This is a genomic window from Brachybacterium sp. YJGR34, from assembly GCF_003347015.1.
Taxonomy (GTDB): Bacteria; Actinomycetota; Actinomycetes; order Actinomycetales; family Dermabacteraceae; genus Brachybacterium.
Map to the genome: position 1 here is coordinate 41,578 of NZ_PNFB01000021.1, position 16,199 is coordinate 57,776.

Annotated in this window: 16 protein-coding genes; 15 read left to right on the top strand and 1 reads right to left on the bottom strand. The window is 71.9% G+C overall.

The features are described from left to right. Positions 1-106: 106 nt before the first annotated feature. A complete protein-coding gene (locus CXH06_RS15255) occupies positions 107-1,381 on the bottom strand; it encodes an AI-2E family transporter (RefSeq protein ID WP_157975773.1) in 1,275 nt (424 codons plus the stop codon). 326 nt (positions 1,382-1,707) lie between these two features. On the opposite strand from CXH06_RS15255, the gene CXH06_RS15260 reads away from it, so the two are divergent. The 15 genes from CXH06_RS15260 (at position 1,708) to CXH06_RS15330 (ending at position 16,168) form a co-directional block, all read left to right on the top strand. Next, positions 1,708-1,926 (top strand): hypothetical protein, encoded by a 219-nt coding sequence (locus tag CXH06_RS15260; RefSeq protein WP_114856053.1) that lies wholly within the window; start codon positions 1,708-1,710, stop codon positions 1,924-1,926. A 183-nt stretch (positions 1,927-2,109) separates the two neighbouring features. After that, complete coding sequence (gene cls / locus CXH06_RS15265; RefSeq protein WP_114856054.1) at positions 2,110-3,555, top strand: cardiolipin synthase; 1,446 nt, start codon at positions 2,110-2,112, stop codon at positions 3,553-3,555. 119 nt (positions 3,556-3,674) lie between these two features. Next, positions 3,675-4,118 (top strand): DUF6325 family protein, encoded by a 444-nt coding sequence (locus CXH06_RS15270; RefSeq protein WP_114856055.1) that lies wholly within the window; start codon positions 3,675-3,677, stop codon positions 4,116-4,118. 55 nt (positions 4,119-4,173) lie between these two features. Continuing rightward, positions 4,174-4,497 carry an SHOCT domain-containing protein gene (locus tag CXH06_RS15275; protein WP_114856056.1) on the top strand — a complete coding sequence of 108 codons (324 nt, stop codon included), beginning with the start codon at positions 4,174-4,176 and terminating at the stop codon, positions 4,495-4,497. 131 nt (positions 4,498-4,628) lie between these two features. Next, on the top strand, positions 4,629-6,629 hold the full coding sequence (gene thrS, locus CXH06_RS15280; protein WP_114856057.1) for a threonine--tRNA ligase: 2,001 nt from the start codon (positions 4,629-4,631) through the stop codon (positions 6,627-6,629). Positions 6,630-6,697: 68 nt separating this feature from the next. After that, positions 6,698-7,237, top strand: a complete 540-nt coding sequence (locus tag CXH06_RS15285) for an HIT domain-containing protein (RefSeq protein WP_114856058.1) — start codon at positions 6,698-6,700, stop codon at positions 7,235-7,237. 89 nt (positions 7,238-7,326) lie between these two features. Continuing rightward, positions 7,327-8,610 (top strand): PrsW family intramembrane metalloprotease, encoded by a 1,284-nt coding sequence (locus CXH06_RS15290; RefSeq protein ID WP_114856059.1) that lies wholly within the window; start codon positions 7,327-7,329, stop codon positions 8,608-8,610. 84 nt (positions 8,611-8,694) lie between these two features. Next, entirely contained in the window at positions 8,695-9,453 is a 759-nt protein-coding gene (locus CXH06_RS15295) for a YebC/PmpR family DNA-binding transcriptional regulator (protein ID WP_114856060.1), read from the top strand. Positions 9,454-9,508: 55 nt separating this feature from the next. Continuing rightward, on the top strand, positions 9,509-10,102 hold the full coding sequence (gene ruvC, locus CXH06_RS15300; RefSeq protein WP_114856061.1) for a crossover junction endodeoxyribonuclease RuvC: 594 nt from the start codon (positions 9,509-9,511) through the stop codon (positions 10,100-10,102). Positions 10,103-10,128: 26 nt separating this feature from the next. After that, entirely contained in the window at positions 10,129-10,749 is a 621-nt protein-coding gene (gene ruvA, locus CXH06_RS15305; RefSeq protein ID WP_114856062.1) for a Holliday junction branch migration protein RuvA, read from the top strand. After that, positions 10,746-11,828, top strand: coding sequence for a Holliday junction branch migration DNA helicase RuvB (ruvB, locus tag CXH06_RS15310; RefSeq protein ID WP_114856063.1), 1,083 nt, complete (start codon positions 10,746-10,748; stop codon positions 11,826-11,828). Before ruvA ends, ruvB begins: the two co-directional genes overlap by 4 nt. Before the next feature lie 136 nt (positions 11,829-11,964). Beyond that, on the top strand, positions 11,965-12,366 hold the full coding sequence (gene yajC / locus CXH06_RS15315) for a preprotein translocase subunit YajC (protein ID WP_232820384.1): 402 nt from the start codon (positions 11,965-11,967) through the stop codon (positions 12,364-12,366). A 123-nt stretch (positions 12,367-12,489) separates the two neighbouring features. After that, the gene (secD, locus tag CXH06_RS15320; protein ID WP_114856064.1) at positions 12,490-14,412 is read left to right on the top strand and encodes a protein translocase subunit SecD; all 1,923 of its coding nucleotides are present in this window, start codon (positions 12,490-12,492) and stop codon (positions 14,410-14,412) included. After that, the gene (gene secF, locus CXH06_RS15325) at positions 14,409-15,620 is read left to right on the top strand and encodes a protein translocase subunit SecF (protein WP_157975775.1); all 1,212 of its coding nucleotides are present in this window, start codon (positions 14,409-14,411) and stop codon (positions 15,618-15,620) included. Before secD ends, secF begins: the two co-directional genes overlap by 4 nt. Further along, positions 15,617-16,168, top strand: coding sequence for an adenine phosphoribosyltransferase (locus CXH06_RS15330; RefSeq protein WP_114856074.1), 552 nt, complete (start codon positions 15,617-15,619; stop codon positions 16,166-16,168). The genes secF and CXH06_RS15330 overlap by 4 nt, the downstream gene beginning before the upstream one ends. Positions 16,169-16,199: the final 31 nt, after the last annotated feature.

Here is a 16,199-nt window from a genome sequence, read left to right on the forward strand (position 1 = left end):
GCTCACCCGATCACGGTGGGAGACGCCGCGGGGAACGGGCGGGGCCGGGGCCGATGGCCGCCCGCGCGGTCCGGCGCCTCGCGGCGACACGGAGGGCGCGCCCGGGTCAGTCGGGGCGGCGCTGCCCGTCCGGGGCATGGCGTCCGGTGTCCTCGCCGCTGCCCGGCCCGCGTTCGGGATCACGTCCGCGATCGCCGCCCGGTGCGGGGACGGCCTCGGCCTCGAGGTCGTCGTCCGACGGCTTCCCGGCGATGAGGGGCAGCGCCCAGCCCTTCGCCGGATCGACTTCCACCAGCAGCGCCTTGGTGAGCAGGCTCAGAGGGACGGCGAGGATGGCGCCGATCGGGCCGATCAGCCAGGTCCAGAAGGCCAGGGACAGGAAGGTGAGGGAGGCGGAGAGCCCCACGGCGTCGCCCACCACCCGGGGCTGGATCATCGACTGGATCACGAAGTTGATGACGCTGTAGAGCGCGATCACCGTGAGCATCATGCCGCTGCCGCTGTCGAGCAGCGCGATGAGCGCCGGGGGGATGACCCCGATGACGAACCCGATGTTGGGGATGTAGTTGGTGACGAACGCCAGGACCGCCCAGGCGAAGGCACCGGGCACGTCGAGCGCATAGAGCACCAGGCCGTCGATGACCGCGACGATCAGGCCGAAGTTCGTCGAGACGCGCATGTAGCGGCGGGTGCCCAGCGCGAAGCTGGTGAGCGCCGCGACCGTCCCGCGGAGGTGGCGCCGGCCGACGGAGCGGAGGCCGCGCCGCGTCGAATCCGTGTCGAAGGCGAAGAAGAGCAGCACGGTGGCGAGGAAGAACAGATTCGCCACCAGTCCGAAGCTGCTCGAGAGGATGGCCATCGCCGCATCGAAGAGGCGTGCCGGATCCAGGGAGGAGGTGAGCGCCTCGAACTGGACCGGATCCACCCCCAGCCTGCTCAGCGCACTGCCCATCGAGGCGACCGAGGCCTGGAGCTCGGCGCTGTAGGCGGGGATCAGGGCGGCCAGCTGGGCCATGGACAGCAGCAGGGCGAAGATCAGCACCGCGAGGAGCACGTACGCCAGCAGCAGCATGATCGTCGAGACGGCCCAGCCCGGCAGGCGCCTGCCCTCGAGCTTCGTGCGCAGGGGGTGCAGCGTGATGGTGATGATCAGGCCCAGGAACACGGGGGCCACGATCCCGGCGACGGCCCGGAGACCGGCGAGCACGATGATCAGCGCGGCGGAGCCGACCAGGATGGAGACCACGGGGGAGAGGGAGCGGCCGGCGATGCTGAGCGTCGAGACCGCGGCATCACCGGGGTCGTCCTCGATCCCCTCGGCGGCGACGGCGCGATCCCCGCTCCGCGCCCCCTCCTCCGAAGCGGTGCTGCCTGTCGACACGAAGGGCCTCCCACGGTGAGATCGGATCGCCGGTCCACGGCATCCTCTCATTGGACGGGTCCGCTGCCTCCCGCGCCTCACCCGGTTCCGGTGAGAGCGGGCCGTCCCCGCCGGGCCGACATCGACCGGCCCGCTCCCGCGACCTCGCCCGTTTCCCGGGAGGTGCTCCGACCCACGGCGCTCTAGGGTCGGGAGCACCGGGCGCGATCCGCGACCCGGACGACCGATCTCGTCGAGGGCCGATGCGACCCAGGGGCGCACGCCGCCGGACCCCGCGCGGAGGAGGACCTCGTCGACCGAGACGCAGTGCTAAGGACGTGTCGTCCATGACGAAGGTGCATATCCGGGTCGGTGCCGAGCTCTCCGACGACTTCGCGAGCGCATTCCCCCAGCTGCTGAAGCGCACCCAGCGCGCCACGACCACGCTGACCGGCGATCTCGCGGACCAGCAGGAGCTGCAGGGAGCGCTGAACCTGCTCAGCTCCATGGGGGCCGAGGTGCTCGAGGTCGTGACGATCCCCGACGACTCCGACCCCGCGGAGTAGGAGCCCTCGGCGGTACGCTCCGTCGTGGCGCACCCGACGGGGCCGCCCGTGCGCGGCATCCTCCCCGTGCCCGCGCCCCGGGGGCGTGCCGGTCCCCGGCGCGGGCCGATCGACCGACTCGGGCCTCCCCGCCGCCGGTGCGTCCTCCCGGCCGCACCTGCCGACCACCCGAGAAGAGGACCGATGCTCCCCACCCTGCCCGCGCTGCTCGCCGGCGTCCTCGCCGTGCTCCACGTCCTGGTGTGCGTCCTGGCCATCACCGTGCTGCCACGGAACCGGAAGCCCTCCACGGCGATGGCCTGGGCGATCCTCGTCTTCGCCCTGCCGGTGGTGGGGATCGCCGGCTTCCTGCTGATCGGGAACACGACGGTGGGGCGTCGCCGCCGCGCCTGGCAGAAGGAGATCGACGACCTCCTGCGTGCCTCCTCCCGGCACGAGGACCTCCCGGACGAGGGGGCCGGTGAGTGGAACGAGGCGACCCGCCTGAACCGCACCCTCGGCGGGCTGCCCCTGGCCCGGGGCAACACGGCCGAGATCCTGCCCGACTTCGCCTCCACGATGGAGGCGATGCGCGAGGAGGTCGCCGCGGCGGAGCACGCCGTGCACGTGCAGTTCTACATCGCGGCCTGGGACGCCGGCACGGGAGCCTTCTTCGACGAGCTGGTGCGGGCCGCCGAGCGCGGCGTCGCCGTGCGGCTGCTGCTGGATCACATCGGCTCGCGCGGGATCCCCGGGTACAAGGAGTTCCGCCGGCGGCTGGACGCCTCGCCGATCCAGTGGGAGCTGATGCTCCCGATCATCCCGTGGAAGGGCCAGTACCGACGTCCCGACCTGCGCAACCATCGCAAGATCCTGGTGGTCGACGGGACGGTGGGCGTGGCCGGCTCGCAGAACCTCGTCGAGCCCGGGTACAACAAGCCCGGCAACCACGCCCTGGGCCGCGAGTGGGTGGATCTCATGGTGCGCCTGCGCGGTCCCGTGGTGCGCCAGCTCGACACCGTCTTCGCCACGGACTGGTACAGCGAGACCGGGGAGGACCTCCGCGACGAGCTGGTCGAGGTGACCGAGCGGCCCGGTGACGTCGACTGCCAGGTGGTGCCCAGCGGCCCCGGATACGTCACCGAGAACAACCTGCGGCTCTTCAACAACCTGATCTACGGGGCCCGGTCCACGCTCTCGATCACCAGCCCGTACTTCGTCCCGGACGAGTCCCTGCTGCACGCGGTGACGACCGCCGCGATGCGGGGAGTCGAGGTCGAGCTGTTCGTCAACGCGGAGGCGGACCAGTTCATGGTCCACCACGCGCAGCGCTCGTACTACCAGGCCCTGCTCGAGGCGGGGGTGAGGATCTGGCTCTATCCCGCGCCGGCGGTCCTGCACGCCAAGCACTTCACGGTCGACGACGCGATCGCCGTGGTGGGCTCGAGCAACATGGACATGCGCTCCTTCGCCCTGGACTACGAGGTCGTGGTCATGATGCGCGGCGGGAGCGTCGTGGCGGACCTGCAGGCCGAGCAGGACGTCTACCGCTCGATGTCCCGTCAGCTCACGCTCGAGGAATGGTCGCGGCGCAGCCGGCTCGAGAGCGGCCTGGACAACGTCATGCGCCTGACCGCGGCGCTGCAGTGATCCAGTACTGTTCCTCACGGGGACGCTCCCGCGGCAGTTCACCCGGCAGGGGTGACCCCCTCCCCGGTCGGCGACCGTAGCGTCGTGGCCGTCAGCATCCACCGACGAGGAGAGCTTCCATGGCAGAGACCGACATCGGCAGGGACGAGGACGTCCTCGGACCCGTCGACTACCTGATCATCGAGTGGCCGGACGGTCAGCCGAGCGGCGAGGGAGTGCCCTACCTGCTCGATCTGGTCGACCGCAGCGTCATCCGCATCCTCGACCTGGTCTTCGTCACCGTCGGCGAGGACGGCGAGATCGAGGTCCTCGAGGTGTCGGACCTCGACGGCGACGGCGAGCTCGACCTCGCCGTGTTCGACGGGGCCTCCTCCGGGCTCCTCGACGAGGCCGACCTCGTCGAGGCCGCGAGCGTGCTCGCACCGGGGAGCGCCGCCGCCGTGCTCGTCTACGAGAACGTCTGGGCCGCGCCCCTGGCCGGTGCCCTGCGTCGCAACGGCGCGCAGATGGTCGCGACGGGGCGGATCCCCGCCGAGGACCTGCTCGCCGCGGTCGAGGACTGACCCCCACCCAGTGCACGCGGGGCCGGCAGGCCCTGCCCAGGAAAGGACTTTCGAGATGCCAGGTCTGATTCGAAGCGTCGCCCGGACCGCCGCGATCGCCGGCACGGCGACGCATGTCTCCAACAACGTCTCCCGCCGCCAGGCGGGGCGCTGGGCCGCCCAGGAGCAGCAGCAGGCGCGGGCCGCTCAGGCCGCCTACGCCCCGCCGGCCGCGGCGCCGGCCCCGGCGGCCTACGCCCCGCCGGCCCCGGCCGCACCCGCGGCCGTCGACACCGATGCGCGGATCGCCCAGCTCCAGCAGCTGGGCCAGCTCCAGGCCTCGGGCGTGCTCACGCCGGAGGAGTTCGCGGCCGAGAAGGCTCGGATCCTCAGCTCCTGAGCTCAGGATCACGAGGACCCCCGCTGCCGACAGCGGGGGTCCTCGTCGCGTGCGGGGTCCGTGCCCCGATACCATCGCCCGTGGAGCCGGCATCGTCGGCCGGCTCGACCCCCAGCACAAGGAGCATCCCCGTGGCCCAGATCGCCATCACCCTCGACGGAGCAGCCCAGCAGATCGAGGAGGGCACCACCGGCACCGCTCTCTTCGACGGACGCAAGGAGATCGTCGCCCTGCGCATCGACGGCGAGCTGCGCGACCTCGCGACCGCGCTCGCCGACGGGCAGACGGTCGAGGGGGTCGAGATCTCCAGCGAGGACGGTCTGTCGATCCTGCGGCACAGCGCCGCCCACGTGCTCGCCCAGGCGGTCCAGACGATCAACCCGGAGGCGAAGCTCGGCATCGGCCCGCCGATCACCGACGGCTTCTACTACGACTTCGATGTCGAGACGCCCTTCACCCCGGAGGACCTCAAGGAGATCGAGAAGCTCATGGGGCGGATCGTCCGCGAGGGCCAGGCCTTCGTGCGCCGCGAGGTGAGCGACGACGAGGCGCGCGCCGAGGAGGCCGGCGAGCCCTACAAGCTCGAGCTGATCGGCCTGAAGTCGAGCGCCGGCGACGCCGCCGAGGGGGCGAGCGTCGAGGTCGGCGCCGGCGGCCTGAGCATGTACGACAACGTGCGCCGCGGGGGAGAGGTGGTCTGGACCGATCTCTGCCGCGGCCCCCACCTGCCCTCGACCAAGCTGATCGGCAACGGCTTCGCGCTCACGCGCTCCGCGGCCGCCTACTGGCGCGGCAGCGAGAAGAACCCGATGCTGCAGCGGATCTACGGCACCGCCTGGCCCTCGAAGGCGGAGCTGCGGGCGCACCAGGAGCGCCTCGCCGAGGCCGAGCGCCGAGACCACCGGCGCCTGGGCAGCGAGCTGGATCTCTTCTCCTTCCCCGAGGAGATCGGCTCCGGGCTGCCCGTCTTCCATCCCAAGGGCGCCATGATCCGGATGGAGATGGAGGAGTACTCCCGCCGCCGGCATGTCGAAGCCGGCTACTCCTTCGTCTCCACCCCGCACATCACCAAGAAGAACCTCTTCGAGACCTCCAAGCACCTCGAGTGGTATGCGGAGGGCATGTACCCGCCGATGCACATGGACGAGGAGGTGGACGGCGACGGCAACGTCACCAAGCAGGGCCAGGACTACTACCTCAAGCCCATGAACTGCCCGATGCACAACCTCGTCTACCGCTCCCGGGGCCGTTCCTACCGCGAGCTGCCGCTGCGGCTGTTCGAGTTCGGGCACGTCTACCGCTACGAGAAGTCCGGCGTCGTGCACGGGCTCACCCGCGCCCGCGGCTTCACCCAGGACGACGCCCACATCTACACCACCCGCGAGCAGATGAAGGAGGAGCTGGGCAGCCTGCTGGGGTTCGTCCTGGACCTGCTGCGGGACTACGGGCTCGACGACTTCTACCTCGAGCTGTCCACGCGCGATCCCGAGAAGTCGGTCGGGGACGAGGCGACCTGGGAGGAGGCGACGGCCACTCTCGAGGAGGTCGCCAGCGCGTCCGGTCTCGATCTGGTGCCCGATCCCGGCGGCGCCGCCTTCTACGGTCCGAAGATCTCGGTGCAGGCCAAGGACGCGATCGGTCGTACCTGGCAGCTCTCGACCATCCAGCTCGACTTCTTCGAGCCGGAGCTGTTCGAGCTCGAGTACACCGCCCCGGACGGCTCCCGCCAGCGCCCGGTGATGATCCACCGCGCCCTGTTCGGCTCCATCGAGCGCTTCTTCGGCGTGCTCCTGGAGCACTATGCGGGCGCCTTCCCGGTGTGGCTCGCGCCCGTGCAGGTGGTCGGGATCCCGGTCGCCGCTGAGTACGTGCCCTACCTGGAGGAGGTCGCCGCGAAGCTGCGCGCCCACGGCGTCCGGGTCGAGGTCGACTCCTCCGACGACCGCATGCAGAAGAAGATCCGCACCCACACCAAGGAGAAGGTGCCCTACCTGCTCATCGCCGGCGGCGAGGACCAGGCGGCGGGCGCGGTCTCCTTCCGTCTGCGCGACGGCAGCCAGGACAACGGCATCGAGGTGGACCGGGCAGTCGAGCGGATCGTCACCGCGATCCGCGAGAAGGCGCAGGTGTGAACCCCTCCGCGCAGCCATCGGACGGAGCGACCGGGGCCGACGGGGCCGGCGGGCCGTCGGCCCCGGAGATGGTCGACGCCCGGGACTACGCGGGCAGTCCCGACGGGACCCAGCGGCTGTGGACCCCGCACCGGATGGCCTACATCGGCGGCGAGAACAAGCCGCGCGATCCCGACGACGGGGACCAGTGCCCCTTCTGCACGGGCCCGCGGCGCTCCGACGAGGACGCGCTGATCGTCCATCGTGGCGAGGTCGCCTACGTGATCCTGAACCTGTACCCGTACAACGCGGGGCATCTGCTGGTGTGCCCGTACCGCCACGTCTCCGACTACACGGAGCTGGACGACGCCGAGGTCCGTGAGGTCGCCGAGCTGACCCGCACCGCGATGCGGGTGGTGCGGGAAGTCTCGCGTCCGGCCGGCTTCAACCTGGGCATGAACCAGGGCGTGGTGGCCGGGGCCGGGATCGCCGCCCATCTCCACCAGCACCTGGTGCCGCGCTGGGAGGGCGATGCGAACTTCCTGCCCGTCGTCGGCCGCACCAAGGCCATGCCGATGCTGCTCTCCCAGACCCGTCGCCAGTACGCCGAGGCCTGGCCGCTGGGCTAGCATGACCGGGATCGTCCTCGGGGTCCGGTCCGTCACCGGGTCGGAGGATCGGTCCGCATGCGTCGGGAGACGGGGAGGAACAGGCTGCGATGAGCACGACCGGAGCTCCGCCGCGCACCGGCCCGGCGGCCGCGCGGCCCAGCGGGTACGGCTACGACGTCGAGCGCGTCGACCCCCGCGCCCCGGAGGCCCTCCGGTCCGCGGAGGCCCCGCCACCCCGCCGCCGTCGCCCCTGGGTGCGCTGGGCCCTGATGGCGGTCTCCGCCCTGCTGTTGGTGGGATCGGCCGTGGCCCTCTACGTCTTCGTGATCCTGCCGCTGGGCGTGGGCACCTCGCTGGTGGCCTTCACCGCCGCGCTGGTGCCGGTGGCGATCGTGCTGGGGGCGGTGTGGTGGATCGACCGCTACACCCCTCAGCCCCGGCTGTCCCTGCTCTACGCCTTCGCCTGGGGCGCGATCGGCTCGGTGGCCCTGACCTTCCTCATCGGAGGGCCGTTCACCAGCTGGATCTCGCCCAGCGAGCCCTCCGAGATCACCGCCACCTTCCTCGGCGCGGTGGTCCAGGCGCCCGTGGTCGAGGAGCTCACGAAGTCCGCGGGCCTGCTGGGCCTGCTGCTGTGGGGCCGGAAGTACATCGCCGGCCCGATCGACGGCGTCGTGTACGCCGCGCTGATCGGCGGCGGGTTCGCCTTCACCGAGAACATCCTCTACTTCGGCAACTCCTTCCATCAGGCGCAGGCCGCCGGGGAGGTCGACGTGTTCTGGCAGACCTTCTTCCTGCGCGGCATCCTCTCGCCCTTCGCCCACGTGTCCTTCACGGCGCTGTGCGGCCTCGGCATCGGACTGGCCGCGGAGCGCCGCTCGCCGATGCTCTACGCCGGGCTGTCGCTGGGCGGGCTGTCGCTGGGAATGATGCTCCACGCCCTCTGGAACGGATCCTCCTTCTTCCTCGATGTGGACCCGGAGAACCCGTTGGGAGGCTTCCTGCGGTACTACGCGAGCGTGCAGGTGCCGATCTTCGTGCTGCTGGTGGGGATCGTGCTCTTCCTGCGGCTGCGGGAGAAGCGGATCCTGCGGCGCCAGCTGGCCGAGTACGGCCGTTCGGGCTGGTTCTCGCCGCAGGAGGTCGAGCTGCTGGTGTCGATGCGTCGGCGCCGGCGGGCGGAGCGCTGGGCGGGCCGCCACGGCGCGGTGGCCCGGATGGGCATGCGCGACCTGATCCGCTCGGCGATCTCGCTGGGGATGGAGCGCCACAGCGCCCTGTTCGGCCGGCCCAGCGCGCGGATCCGCGAGCGCGAGCGCGAGCTGCTCGCGCGGATCACCGCGGACCGACGCCTGATCGGCTCCCTCACCGAGCCCGTCGTCCGTCGCTGAGCGGCCCGGCGCCTCCGGCCTCCGGTGCCCCTACAATGGGGCGGCATTCCGTCGGGATCCGACGGGCGAGTCGGGAGGAGAGAGATGTCAGGGCATTCCAAGTGGGCGACCACGAAGCACAAGAAGGCCGTCATCGATGCGAAGCGCGGCAAGCTGTTCGCCAAGCTGGTCAAGAACATCGAGGTGGCCGCGCGCATGGGTGGTCCCGACCCGGCCGGCAACCCGACCCTCTACGACGCCATCCAGAAGGCGAAGAAGACCTCCGTCCCCAATGACAACATCGACCGCGCCGTCAAGCGCGGCGGGGGCCTCGACGGCGGCGGCGTCGACTACGAGACGCTGATGTACGAGGGCTACGCCCCGGGCGGCGTGGCGGTGCTGGTCGAATGCCTCACCGACAACAAGAACCGCGCCGTCTCCGAGGTGCGCCTCGCGTTCAACCGCAACGGCGGGAACATGGCCGACTCCGGCTCCGTCTCCTACCTCTTCGAGCGCAAGGGCGTGGTGAGCGTCCCGCGGGGCGAGCACACCGAGGACGATCTGCTCGAGGTGGTCCTCGAGGCCGGGGCCGAGGAGATCACCGACGAGGGCGACACCTTCGAGATCCTCTCCGAGGCGACCGACGTGGTCGCCGTGCGCAGCGCGCTGCAGGAGGCGGGCATCGACTACGACAGCGCCGAGGCGCAGTTCGTGCCCACCATGCGCACGCCCGTCGACCTCGACGGAGCCCAGAAGGCGCTGCGCCTCATCGAGGCGCTCGAGGACAGCGACGACGTGCAGAACGTCTTCTCGAACCTCGACATCCCCGAGGACGTCGCCGCGGCGCTCGAGTCCGCGCAGTGAAGGGCGGGGCGGTCGCCGGCGACGGGACCGCTCCGTCCGCCGTGAGGAGTCGATGATGGCGACCCTGCGCGTGCTCGGGGTGGACCCCGGGCTCACCCGCTGCGGGATCGGGGTCGTCGACGCCCTGGGCGGTCGGCGCGCGCGGCTCGTGCATGCCGGGGTGCTCCGCTCGCCCTCCGACGCCCCGCTGGACGAGCGCCTGCTGATGATCGCCCGGGGCCTGCGGCGGGTGATGGACGAGCACGGGCCCGATGCGGTCGCCGTCGAGCGCGTCTTCAGCCAGGACAACATCTCCACCGTGATGGGCACCGCGCAGGTCTCCGGGATCGTGCTGCTCGAGGCCGCCGAGCGCGGGATCCCCACGGCCCAGCACACCCCCTCCGAGGTGAAGGCGGCGGTCACGGGCAGCGGCCGGGCGGACAAGAAGCAGATCCAGACGGTGCTCGTGAAGCTGCTGGGCCTCGACGCGGCCCCCCAGCCGGCCGATGCCTCCGACGCCGTCGCGATCGCGCTCACCCAGCTCTGGCGCGGACCGGGGCCCGTCGCGCTGGACTCCACCGGGGGCGCCCGCACGAGCGCCCAGGCGGTCTGGGCGCAGGCGGAGCGCGAGGCCCGACGCGCCCGGGAGCGCTCGACCTCCCACCACTGATCGAACAGGTGTTCTAGGGTGGACGGGTGATCGCATCCCTGACCGGGCGAGTGGCCCGCATCGACCTCGACTCCCTGGTGCTGGACGTGGGCGGCGTCGGCTACCTCGTCCGCACCACCCCGGAGGCGCTCGCCGCCACCCGTCACGACGCCGAGCTCACGCTGCACACCGAGCTGATCGTGCGCGAGGACTCGATGACCCTCTACGGCTTCCCGCAGCACGAGGAGGCGGAGACCTTCCGGATCGTCCAGTCGATCTCCGGCATCGGCCCGCGGACCGCCCTGGCGGTGCTCGCGGTGCTCGAGCCCGAGGAGCTGCGGCGCGCGGTCGCCGAGCAGGACACCAAGGCGCTCACCCGCACTCCCGGCATCGGTCCGAAGGTCGCCGGCCGCATGCTGCTCGAGCTGGGCGGGAAGCTGCCCGCGCCGGCCGGGGGCCCGGTCGTCCCGGACGGCGCCGCGGCCGCGGGACCCGCCGGCGCCGTCGGTGGCGTGACGGCGGATGTGGTCGAGGCCCTGGTCGGTCTGGGCTGGCAGGAGAAGGCGGCGCTCGGCGCGGTCGAGGAGGCCGCCGCCGAGGGCGGAGAGGCCCTCGACGCCGCGGAGCTGCTGCGACGGGCCCTGCGAGGTCTCGGGGGCCACCGATGAGCGGACCGGGAGCGGCGGGCCCGGGGCAGGAGGACCTCCCCGGCAGCGAGCAGGGCCTGACCAGCCCCGAGTCCGGTCCTCCGGAGCGCACGGCGGAGGCGGCGCTGCGCCCGCGCCGGCTCGACGAGTTCGTGGGTCAGCAGGTGGTGCGCGATCAGCTCTCGCTGGTGCTCGACGCCGCCGCCGCCCGCGGCCGCGCCCCGGAGCACATGCTGCTGTCCGGTCCGCCGGGCCTGGGCAAGACGACCCTGGCCATGATCATCGCCGCGGAGCTGTCCGCACCCCTGCGGATCACCTCCGGCCCCGCGATCCAGCACGCCGGCGATCTCGCCGCGATCCTCTCCTCCCTCGACGAGGGCGAGGTGATGTTCATCGACGAGATCCACCGTCTGCCGCGCCCCGCCGAGGAGATGCTGTACATCGCGATGGAGGATTTCCGGGTCGATGTCGTGGTGGGCAAGGGCGTGGGCGCCACCTCGATCCCCCTGGACCTGCCGCCCTTCACGGTGGTCGGCGCGACCACCCGGGCGGGGCTGCTCCCGGCGCCCCTGCGCGACCGCTTCGGCTTCATCGGGCACCTCGACTTCTACTCGCCCCAGGAGCTGCGCGAGGTGGTGCGGCGCTCCGCGGTCCGTCTCGAGGTCGATCTCGAGGACTCCGCCGGGATCGAGGTCGCCTCCCGCTCGCGCGGGACGCCGCGGATCGCGAACCGGCTGCTCCGTCGGGTCCGGGACTGGGCCCAGGTGCGCGGGAGCGGGCGGCTGGACCTCGCCGCCGCCCAGGAGGCGCTGCGCGTCTACGAGGTCGACGAACGCGGCCTGGACCGGCTGGACCGCGCGGTCCTCGCGGCGCTGTGCGGACGCTTCGACGGCGGTCCCGTGGGACTGTCGACCCTCGCCGTCGCGGTGGGGGAGGAGACCGAGACGGTGGAGACGATGGTCGAGCCGTACCTGGTGCGCGAGGGCTTCCTGCTGCGCACGGCGCGCGGCCGCGCCGCGGCTCCTGCGGCCTGGCGGCACCTGGGGCTCGAGCCGCCGGCGGGCGAGGAGGGCACCGCGCCCATGCTCGGCCGCTTCTGAGCGGTGCGCGTCTGCGAGGCGCGCCCCTGAGAGGCATCCGCATCGACGGCGGGTACAGTGTGACGGTCAGTCGTCCGCGGCAGGACCGGCCGGCGCATGAGCGCACGGACCGGGGCTGTCCGCCGAAAGGATCTCCGTGGAATCGTTCCTCCCCCTCCTGCTCATCTTCGCCGTGATGATGCTGCCCCTGCTGTTCATGTCGAACCGGCAGAAGAAGGCGCAGCGGAAGCAGATGGAGCTGATCAACCAGCTCGGCGTCGGGGACGAGGTGCGCACGCACTCCGGCTTCTACGGCCTCATCGTCGAGTCCTTCGACGACGTCGTCGTCCTCGAGTCCGAGGACGGCAGCCAGACCAAGTGGGCCCGCCAGGCCATCGCGATGAAGGCCGACGGCCTCGAGCCCGCCGTCGCCGAGGGCGAGGACGCTGTCGAGGAGCAGGACGCCGACGAGCAGGACGCCGAGCACCGTGACGACGTCCCGGGCGTGACGGTGTCCGAGGACCCGGCGCGATCGGACGACGACCGCAAGGACCGCTGAGCGCCGCGGCGCCGAGGGCGGGCGATCCCCTCATGGTGACCTCGTCCCACCCGGGCCGCGCGATCGCGCTCCGTCCCCTGTCCGTGATCCCTGATCAACCGCCGTCCTGAGGAACTTCTCCCCATGCCTGCACGTCGCATAGCCCTCGCGGCCCTTGCAGTGCTGATCCTGCTGCTGGGCGGCGGGATCGGCGCCGGAGTCTGGAAGGGCGGCTGGGAGCCGGCCCCGAAGCTCGCCCTCGACCTCGAGGGCGGGACGCAGGTCATCCTGCAGGCCGAGTCCCGGGACGGGGCGAGCATCGACCCCGCCGCCATGGAGCAGGCGCGGCAGATCATCTCCCAGCGCATCAACGCCCTCGGCGTCGCGGAGACCGAGATCACCGTGCAGGGCGGCTCCAACATCGTCATCAACATCCCCGGCCAGATCGACCAGGAGACCTCCGAGGCGATCCGGGCGACCGCCGCGATGTCCTTCCGGCCCGTGCTGGGCGTGGTCGCACCCGAGGCCACGGGGGAGGCGCAGCCCTCCGACGGCGGCGGCGCCTCCGACGCCGGCGGCGCGGCCCCGGGCGAGGAGACCTCGAGCGCACCGGCAGATCCCTCGCAGCTGCTCTTCACGGGCCCGCTGAGCACGGACTCCTCGCTCGCGCCGGCGCCCGACGAGGAGGAGCTGGAGAATCCGGCATGGTCGCTGGACTGGCTGACCCCGGAGATCCAGAACGAGTTGATGACCGCGGACTGCGTGGATCCCGCCGCGCAGCAGGAGGCGGCCTCGGACACGCCGCCCGGGGAGCCCATGGTGGCCTGCGCCCCCGACGGCTCGGCGAAGTACCTGCTGGGTCCCGAGGTCCTCGCCGGGTCCGGGATCGAGAGCGCCGCCGTGGCCTCCGACGTCACCCCCACCGGTCAGCCCACCGGCTACTACGTGGTCAACATGCGCTTCGACGACGAGACGGCGCAGTCGTTCTCCGACATGACCTCGGCGCTGTACAGCGGCGAGGGCGCGACGTCGGCCTTCGGAATCGTGCTCGACGGCCTGGTGATCTCCGCGCCTGAGGTCCAGGAGCCCTCCCCGGGCGGCGAGGCCTCGATCTCGGGGAACTTCACCCAGGAGCAGGCGAGCCAGCTCGCTGATCAGCTGCGCTTCGGCGCGCTCCCGCTGGAGTTCGAGGTGGCCTCCGAGCAGCAGGTCTCCGCGACCCTCGGCGCCGACCAGCTGGAGATGGGTCTGATCGCCGGGCTGATCGGTCTCGCGCTGGTGGTGCTCTACGCGTTCGCGCAGTACCGCGCTCTCTCGATCGTCACCACCGCGAGCCTGCTGATCGCGGGTGTGCTGACCTACGAGATGCTCACCGTGCTCTCCAACATCCCGGAGATCGGCTACCGTCTCTCGCTGGCTGGTGTGGTGGGCCTGATTGTCGCGATCGCCTTCACCGCGGACTCCTTCATCGTCTACTTCGAACGCGTCCGCGACGAGATCCGAGACGGCCGCGGCATCGCGGCGGCCGTCGACCACGGCTGGGACCGGGCCAAGCGCACCATCCTCGCCTCCGACGCGGTGAACCTCCTCGCCGCGGTGGTGCTCTATGCGCTCTCCACCGGCAGCGTGCGCGGCTTCGCCTTCGTCCTGGGCTTGACCACCCTGCTGGATCTCGTGGTGGTCTTCCTGTTCACCCACCCGATCCTGCAGGTCCTGGTGCGCACCCGCTTCTTCGGCAAGGGCCATCCGTGGAGCGGCCTGGACCCGGCGCGCCTGGGTCGCCAGGTGCCCGCCTACGCGGGTCGCGGGCGACTGCGCTCCGCCGCGGAGCGCGGCAGCCCCGACGAGGACGAGGTCGAGCGTGAGCCGATCGCCGTGCGCCGTGCGCGCCTCGCGCGCGAGGCGGCCGAGCGCGAGGGCAGCGGGCCCGAGGCGGCGACCGTCGGGGGCGTCGTCCCGGCGGAGGCCGACGAGCAGGTGGTCCGAGCCCCGGGGGACGAGGACACGGAGGAGCCGGAGAGCGCCGAGCGCGCCGGCGAGGACGACACCGAGGAGCAGGGCCGATGACCGCGAACTTCGCCACCTTCGGCAACGACCTCCACGCGGGGCGCCGCACCGTGCCGATCGTGGCCCGTCGCCGGCGGTGGTACGCGATCAGTCTGATCTGCATCGTGCTGCTGTCGAGCATCGCCGTGCTGCGCGGACCGAACCTCGGCATCGAGTTCACCGGCGGGTCCGAGTTCCAGGTCGCGGGCGTCTCCGACACCGCGCAGGCCCCCGCCCGTGACGTGGTCCGCGAGCACGTGCCGGACAACGAGCCCAAGGTCACGGTGCTGGGCCAGGACACGGTGCGGGTCCAGACCGAGCAGCTCGACTCCACCGAGACCGCGGCGGTCGCCCAGGACCTCGCGAGCGCCTACGACGTCTCCACCGATCAGGTCTCCACCTCGTACATCGGTCCGGTGTGGAGCGCGGACATCACCCAGACGATGATCCGCGGCGTGATCGTGTTCCTGCTGCTGGTCGCCGGCGTGATGGCGCTGTACTTCCGCAACCTCAAGTCGTCCCTCGCGGCGATGGGCGCGCTGGTCCACGACATGCTCATCACCGCGGCCGTCTACGGCGTGGTCGGCTTCGAGATCACGCCGGGCACCGTGATCGGTTTCCTCACCGTCATGGGGTACTCCCTGTACGACACCATCGTCGTGTTCGACAAGGTGCGCGAGAACACCGAGGATCTCACCGGGCAGACCCGCCGCACCTTCGAGGAGCAGGTGGAGCTGGCGGCGAACCAGACCGTGGTGCGCTCGATCAACACCTCGGTGGTGGCGCTGCTGCCGGTGGGATCGGTGCTCGCGATCGGGGCCTTCCTGCTGGGCGCCGGGACTCTCAAGGACATCTCGCTGGCCCTGTTCGTCGGCATCCTCGCGGGCACCTACTCCTCGATCTTCCTCGCGCCGGGCTTCCTCGTGGACCTGCGCCGGCGCGAGCGCGGGATCGTGGCCCACACCGAGCAGGTCCTGCGCGCGCGCCGTGACGGGCAGGGCTCCGCACCCGAGGCCGACTCCGTCGCCGATGCCGGCGACTCCTGGTCGAGCGACGCCGGCACCGAGCCCGAGGACGCTCCGGACGACGACCACGCGGCCGAGCTCCCGGCGGAGGACTCCGCCGAGGAGCCCGGGGGGTCGGGACTCGCCACCGATCGCACCGCACGTCGGCAGCCGCGCCGCACCACCCGGCGTCGACGCCGTTCCACCGAGGGAGGAACCCGATGACCACGACCCCGCCGACGGTGGAGCAGGTGGAGGCGCTGCGCAGGACGCACATCGCCGAGTACCCCGACTTCCCGACCCCGGGCGTGCTGTTCCGCGACATCACGCCGCTGCTGCGGGACGCCGCCGCGCTGCGCGCCGTGATCCGGCACTGGACGTCGATGCTGCCCGACGGGATCGAGTACATCGTGGGGACCGAGGCCCGCGGCTTCGTGCTCGGCGCGCCCCTGGCCTACGAGCTCGGCGCCGGCTTCGTCCCGGCGCGCAAGGCCGGCAAGCTGCCGGGGGATCCGGCCAGCCTGCGGTACGACCTCGAGTACGGCAGCGCGGAGATCCAGATCCCGGAGAACTCGCTGCCGGCGGGCGCCCGCACCGTCGTCGTCGACGACCTGCTCGCCACCGGCGGGACCGCCGCGGCGACGATCGAGCTGGCCCACCGCTTCGAGGTGGAGCTGCTGGGCGCCTCCTTCCTCATCGAGCTCGAGGGCCTCGGCGGCCGCGACAAATTGCCCGGCGTGCCGCTGACGGCCGTGTGGACCCTGCCGAACTGAGCCGGTCGCGCCCCGCCTCTCACGCCGCGCA

What these genes read in the sequence shown, in the direction of transcription:
- CXH06_RS15285 (WP_114856058.1), top strand. Translation starts at nt 6,698, where the DNA reads ATGGTCGACGCCCGGGACTACGCGGGCAGTCCCGACGGGACCCAGCGG.
- CXH06_RS15270 (WP_114856055.1), top strand. Translation starts at nt 3,675, where the DNA reads ATGGCAGAGACCGACATCGGCAGGGACGAGGACGTCCTCGGACCCGTC.
- CXH06_RS15330 (WP_114856074.1), top strand. Translation starts at nt 15,617, where the DNA reads ATGACCACGACCCCGCCGACGGTGGAGCAGGTGGAGGCGCTGCGCAGG.
- ruvC (WP_114856061.1), top strand. Translation starts at nt 9,509, where the DNA reads ATGGCGACCCTGCGCGTGCTCGGGGTGGACCCCGGGCTCACCCGCTGC.
- CXH06_RS15260 (WP_114856053.1), top strand. Translation starts at nt 1,708, where the DNA reads ATGACGAAGGTGCATATCCGGGTCGGTGCCGAGCTCTCCGACGACTTC.
- CXH06_RS15295 (WP_114856060.1), top strand. Translation starts at nt 8,695, where the DNA reads ATGTCAGGGCATTCCAAGTGGGCGACCACGAAGCACAAGAAGGCCGTC.
- CXH06_RS15290 (WP_114856059.1), top strand. Translation starts at nt 7,327, where the DNA reads ATGAGCACGACCGGAGCTCCGCCGCGCACCGGCCCGGCGGCCGCGCGG.
- CXH06_RS15275 (WP_114856056.1), top strand. Translation starts at nt 4,174, where the DNA reads ATGCCAGGTCTGATTCGAAGCGTCGCCCGGACCGCCGCGATCGCCGGC.
- cls (WP_114856054.1), top strand. Translation starts at nt 2,110, where the DNA reads ATGCTCCCCACCCTGCCCGCGCTGCTCGCCGGCGTCCTCGCCGTGCTC.
- secD (WP_114856064.1), top strand. Translation starts at nt 12,490, where the DNA reads ATGCCTGCACGTCGCATAGCCCTCGCGGCCCTTGCAGTGCTGATCCTG.
- ruvB (WP_114856063.1), top strand. Translation starts at nt 10,746, where the DNA reads ATGAGCGGACCGGGAGCGGCGGGCCCGGGGCAGGAGGACCTCCCCGGC.
- secF (WP_157975775.1), top strand. Translation starts at nt 14,409, where the DNA reads ATGACCGCGAACTTCGCCACCTTCGGCAACGACCTCCACGCGGGGCGC.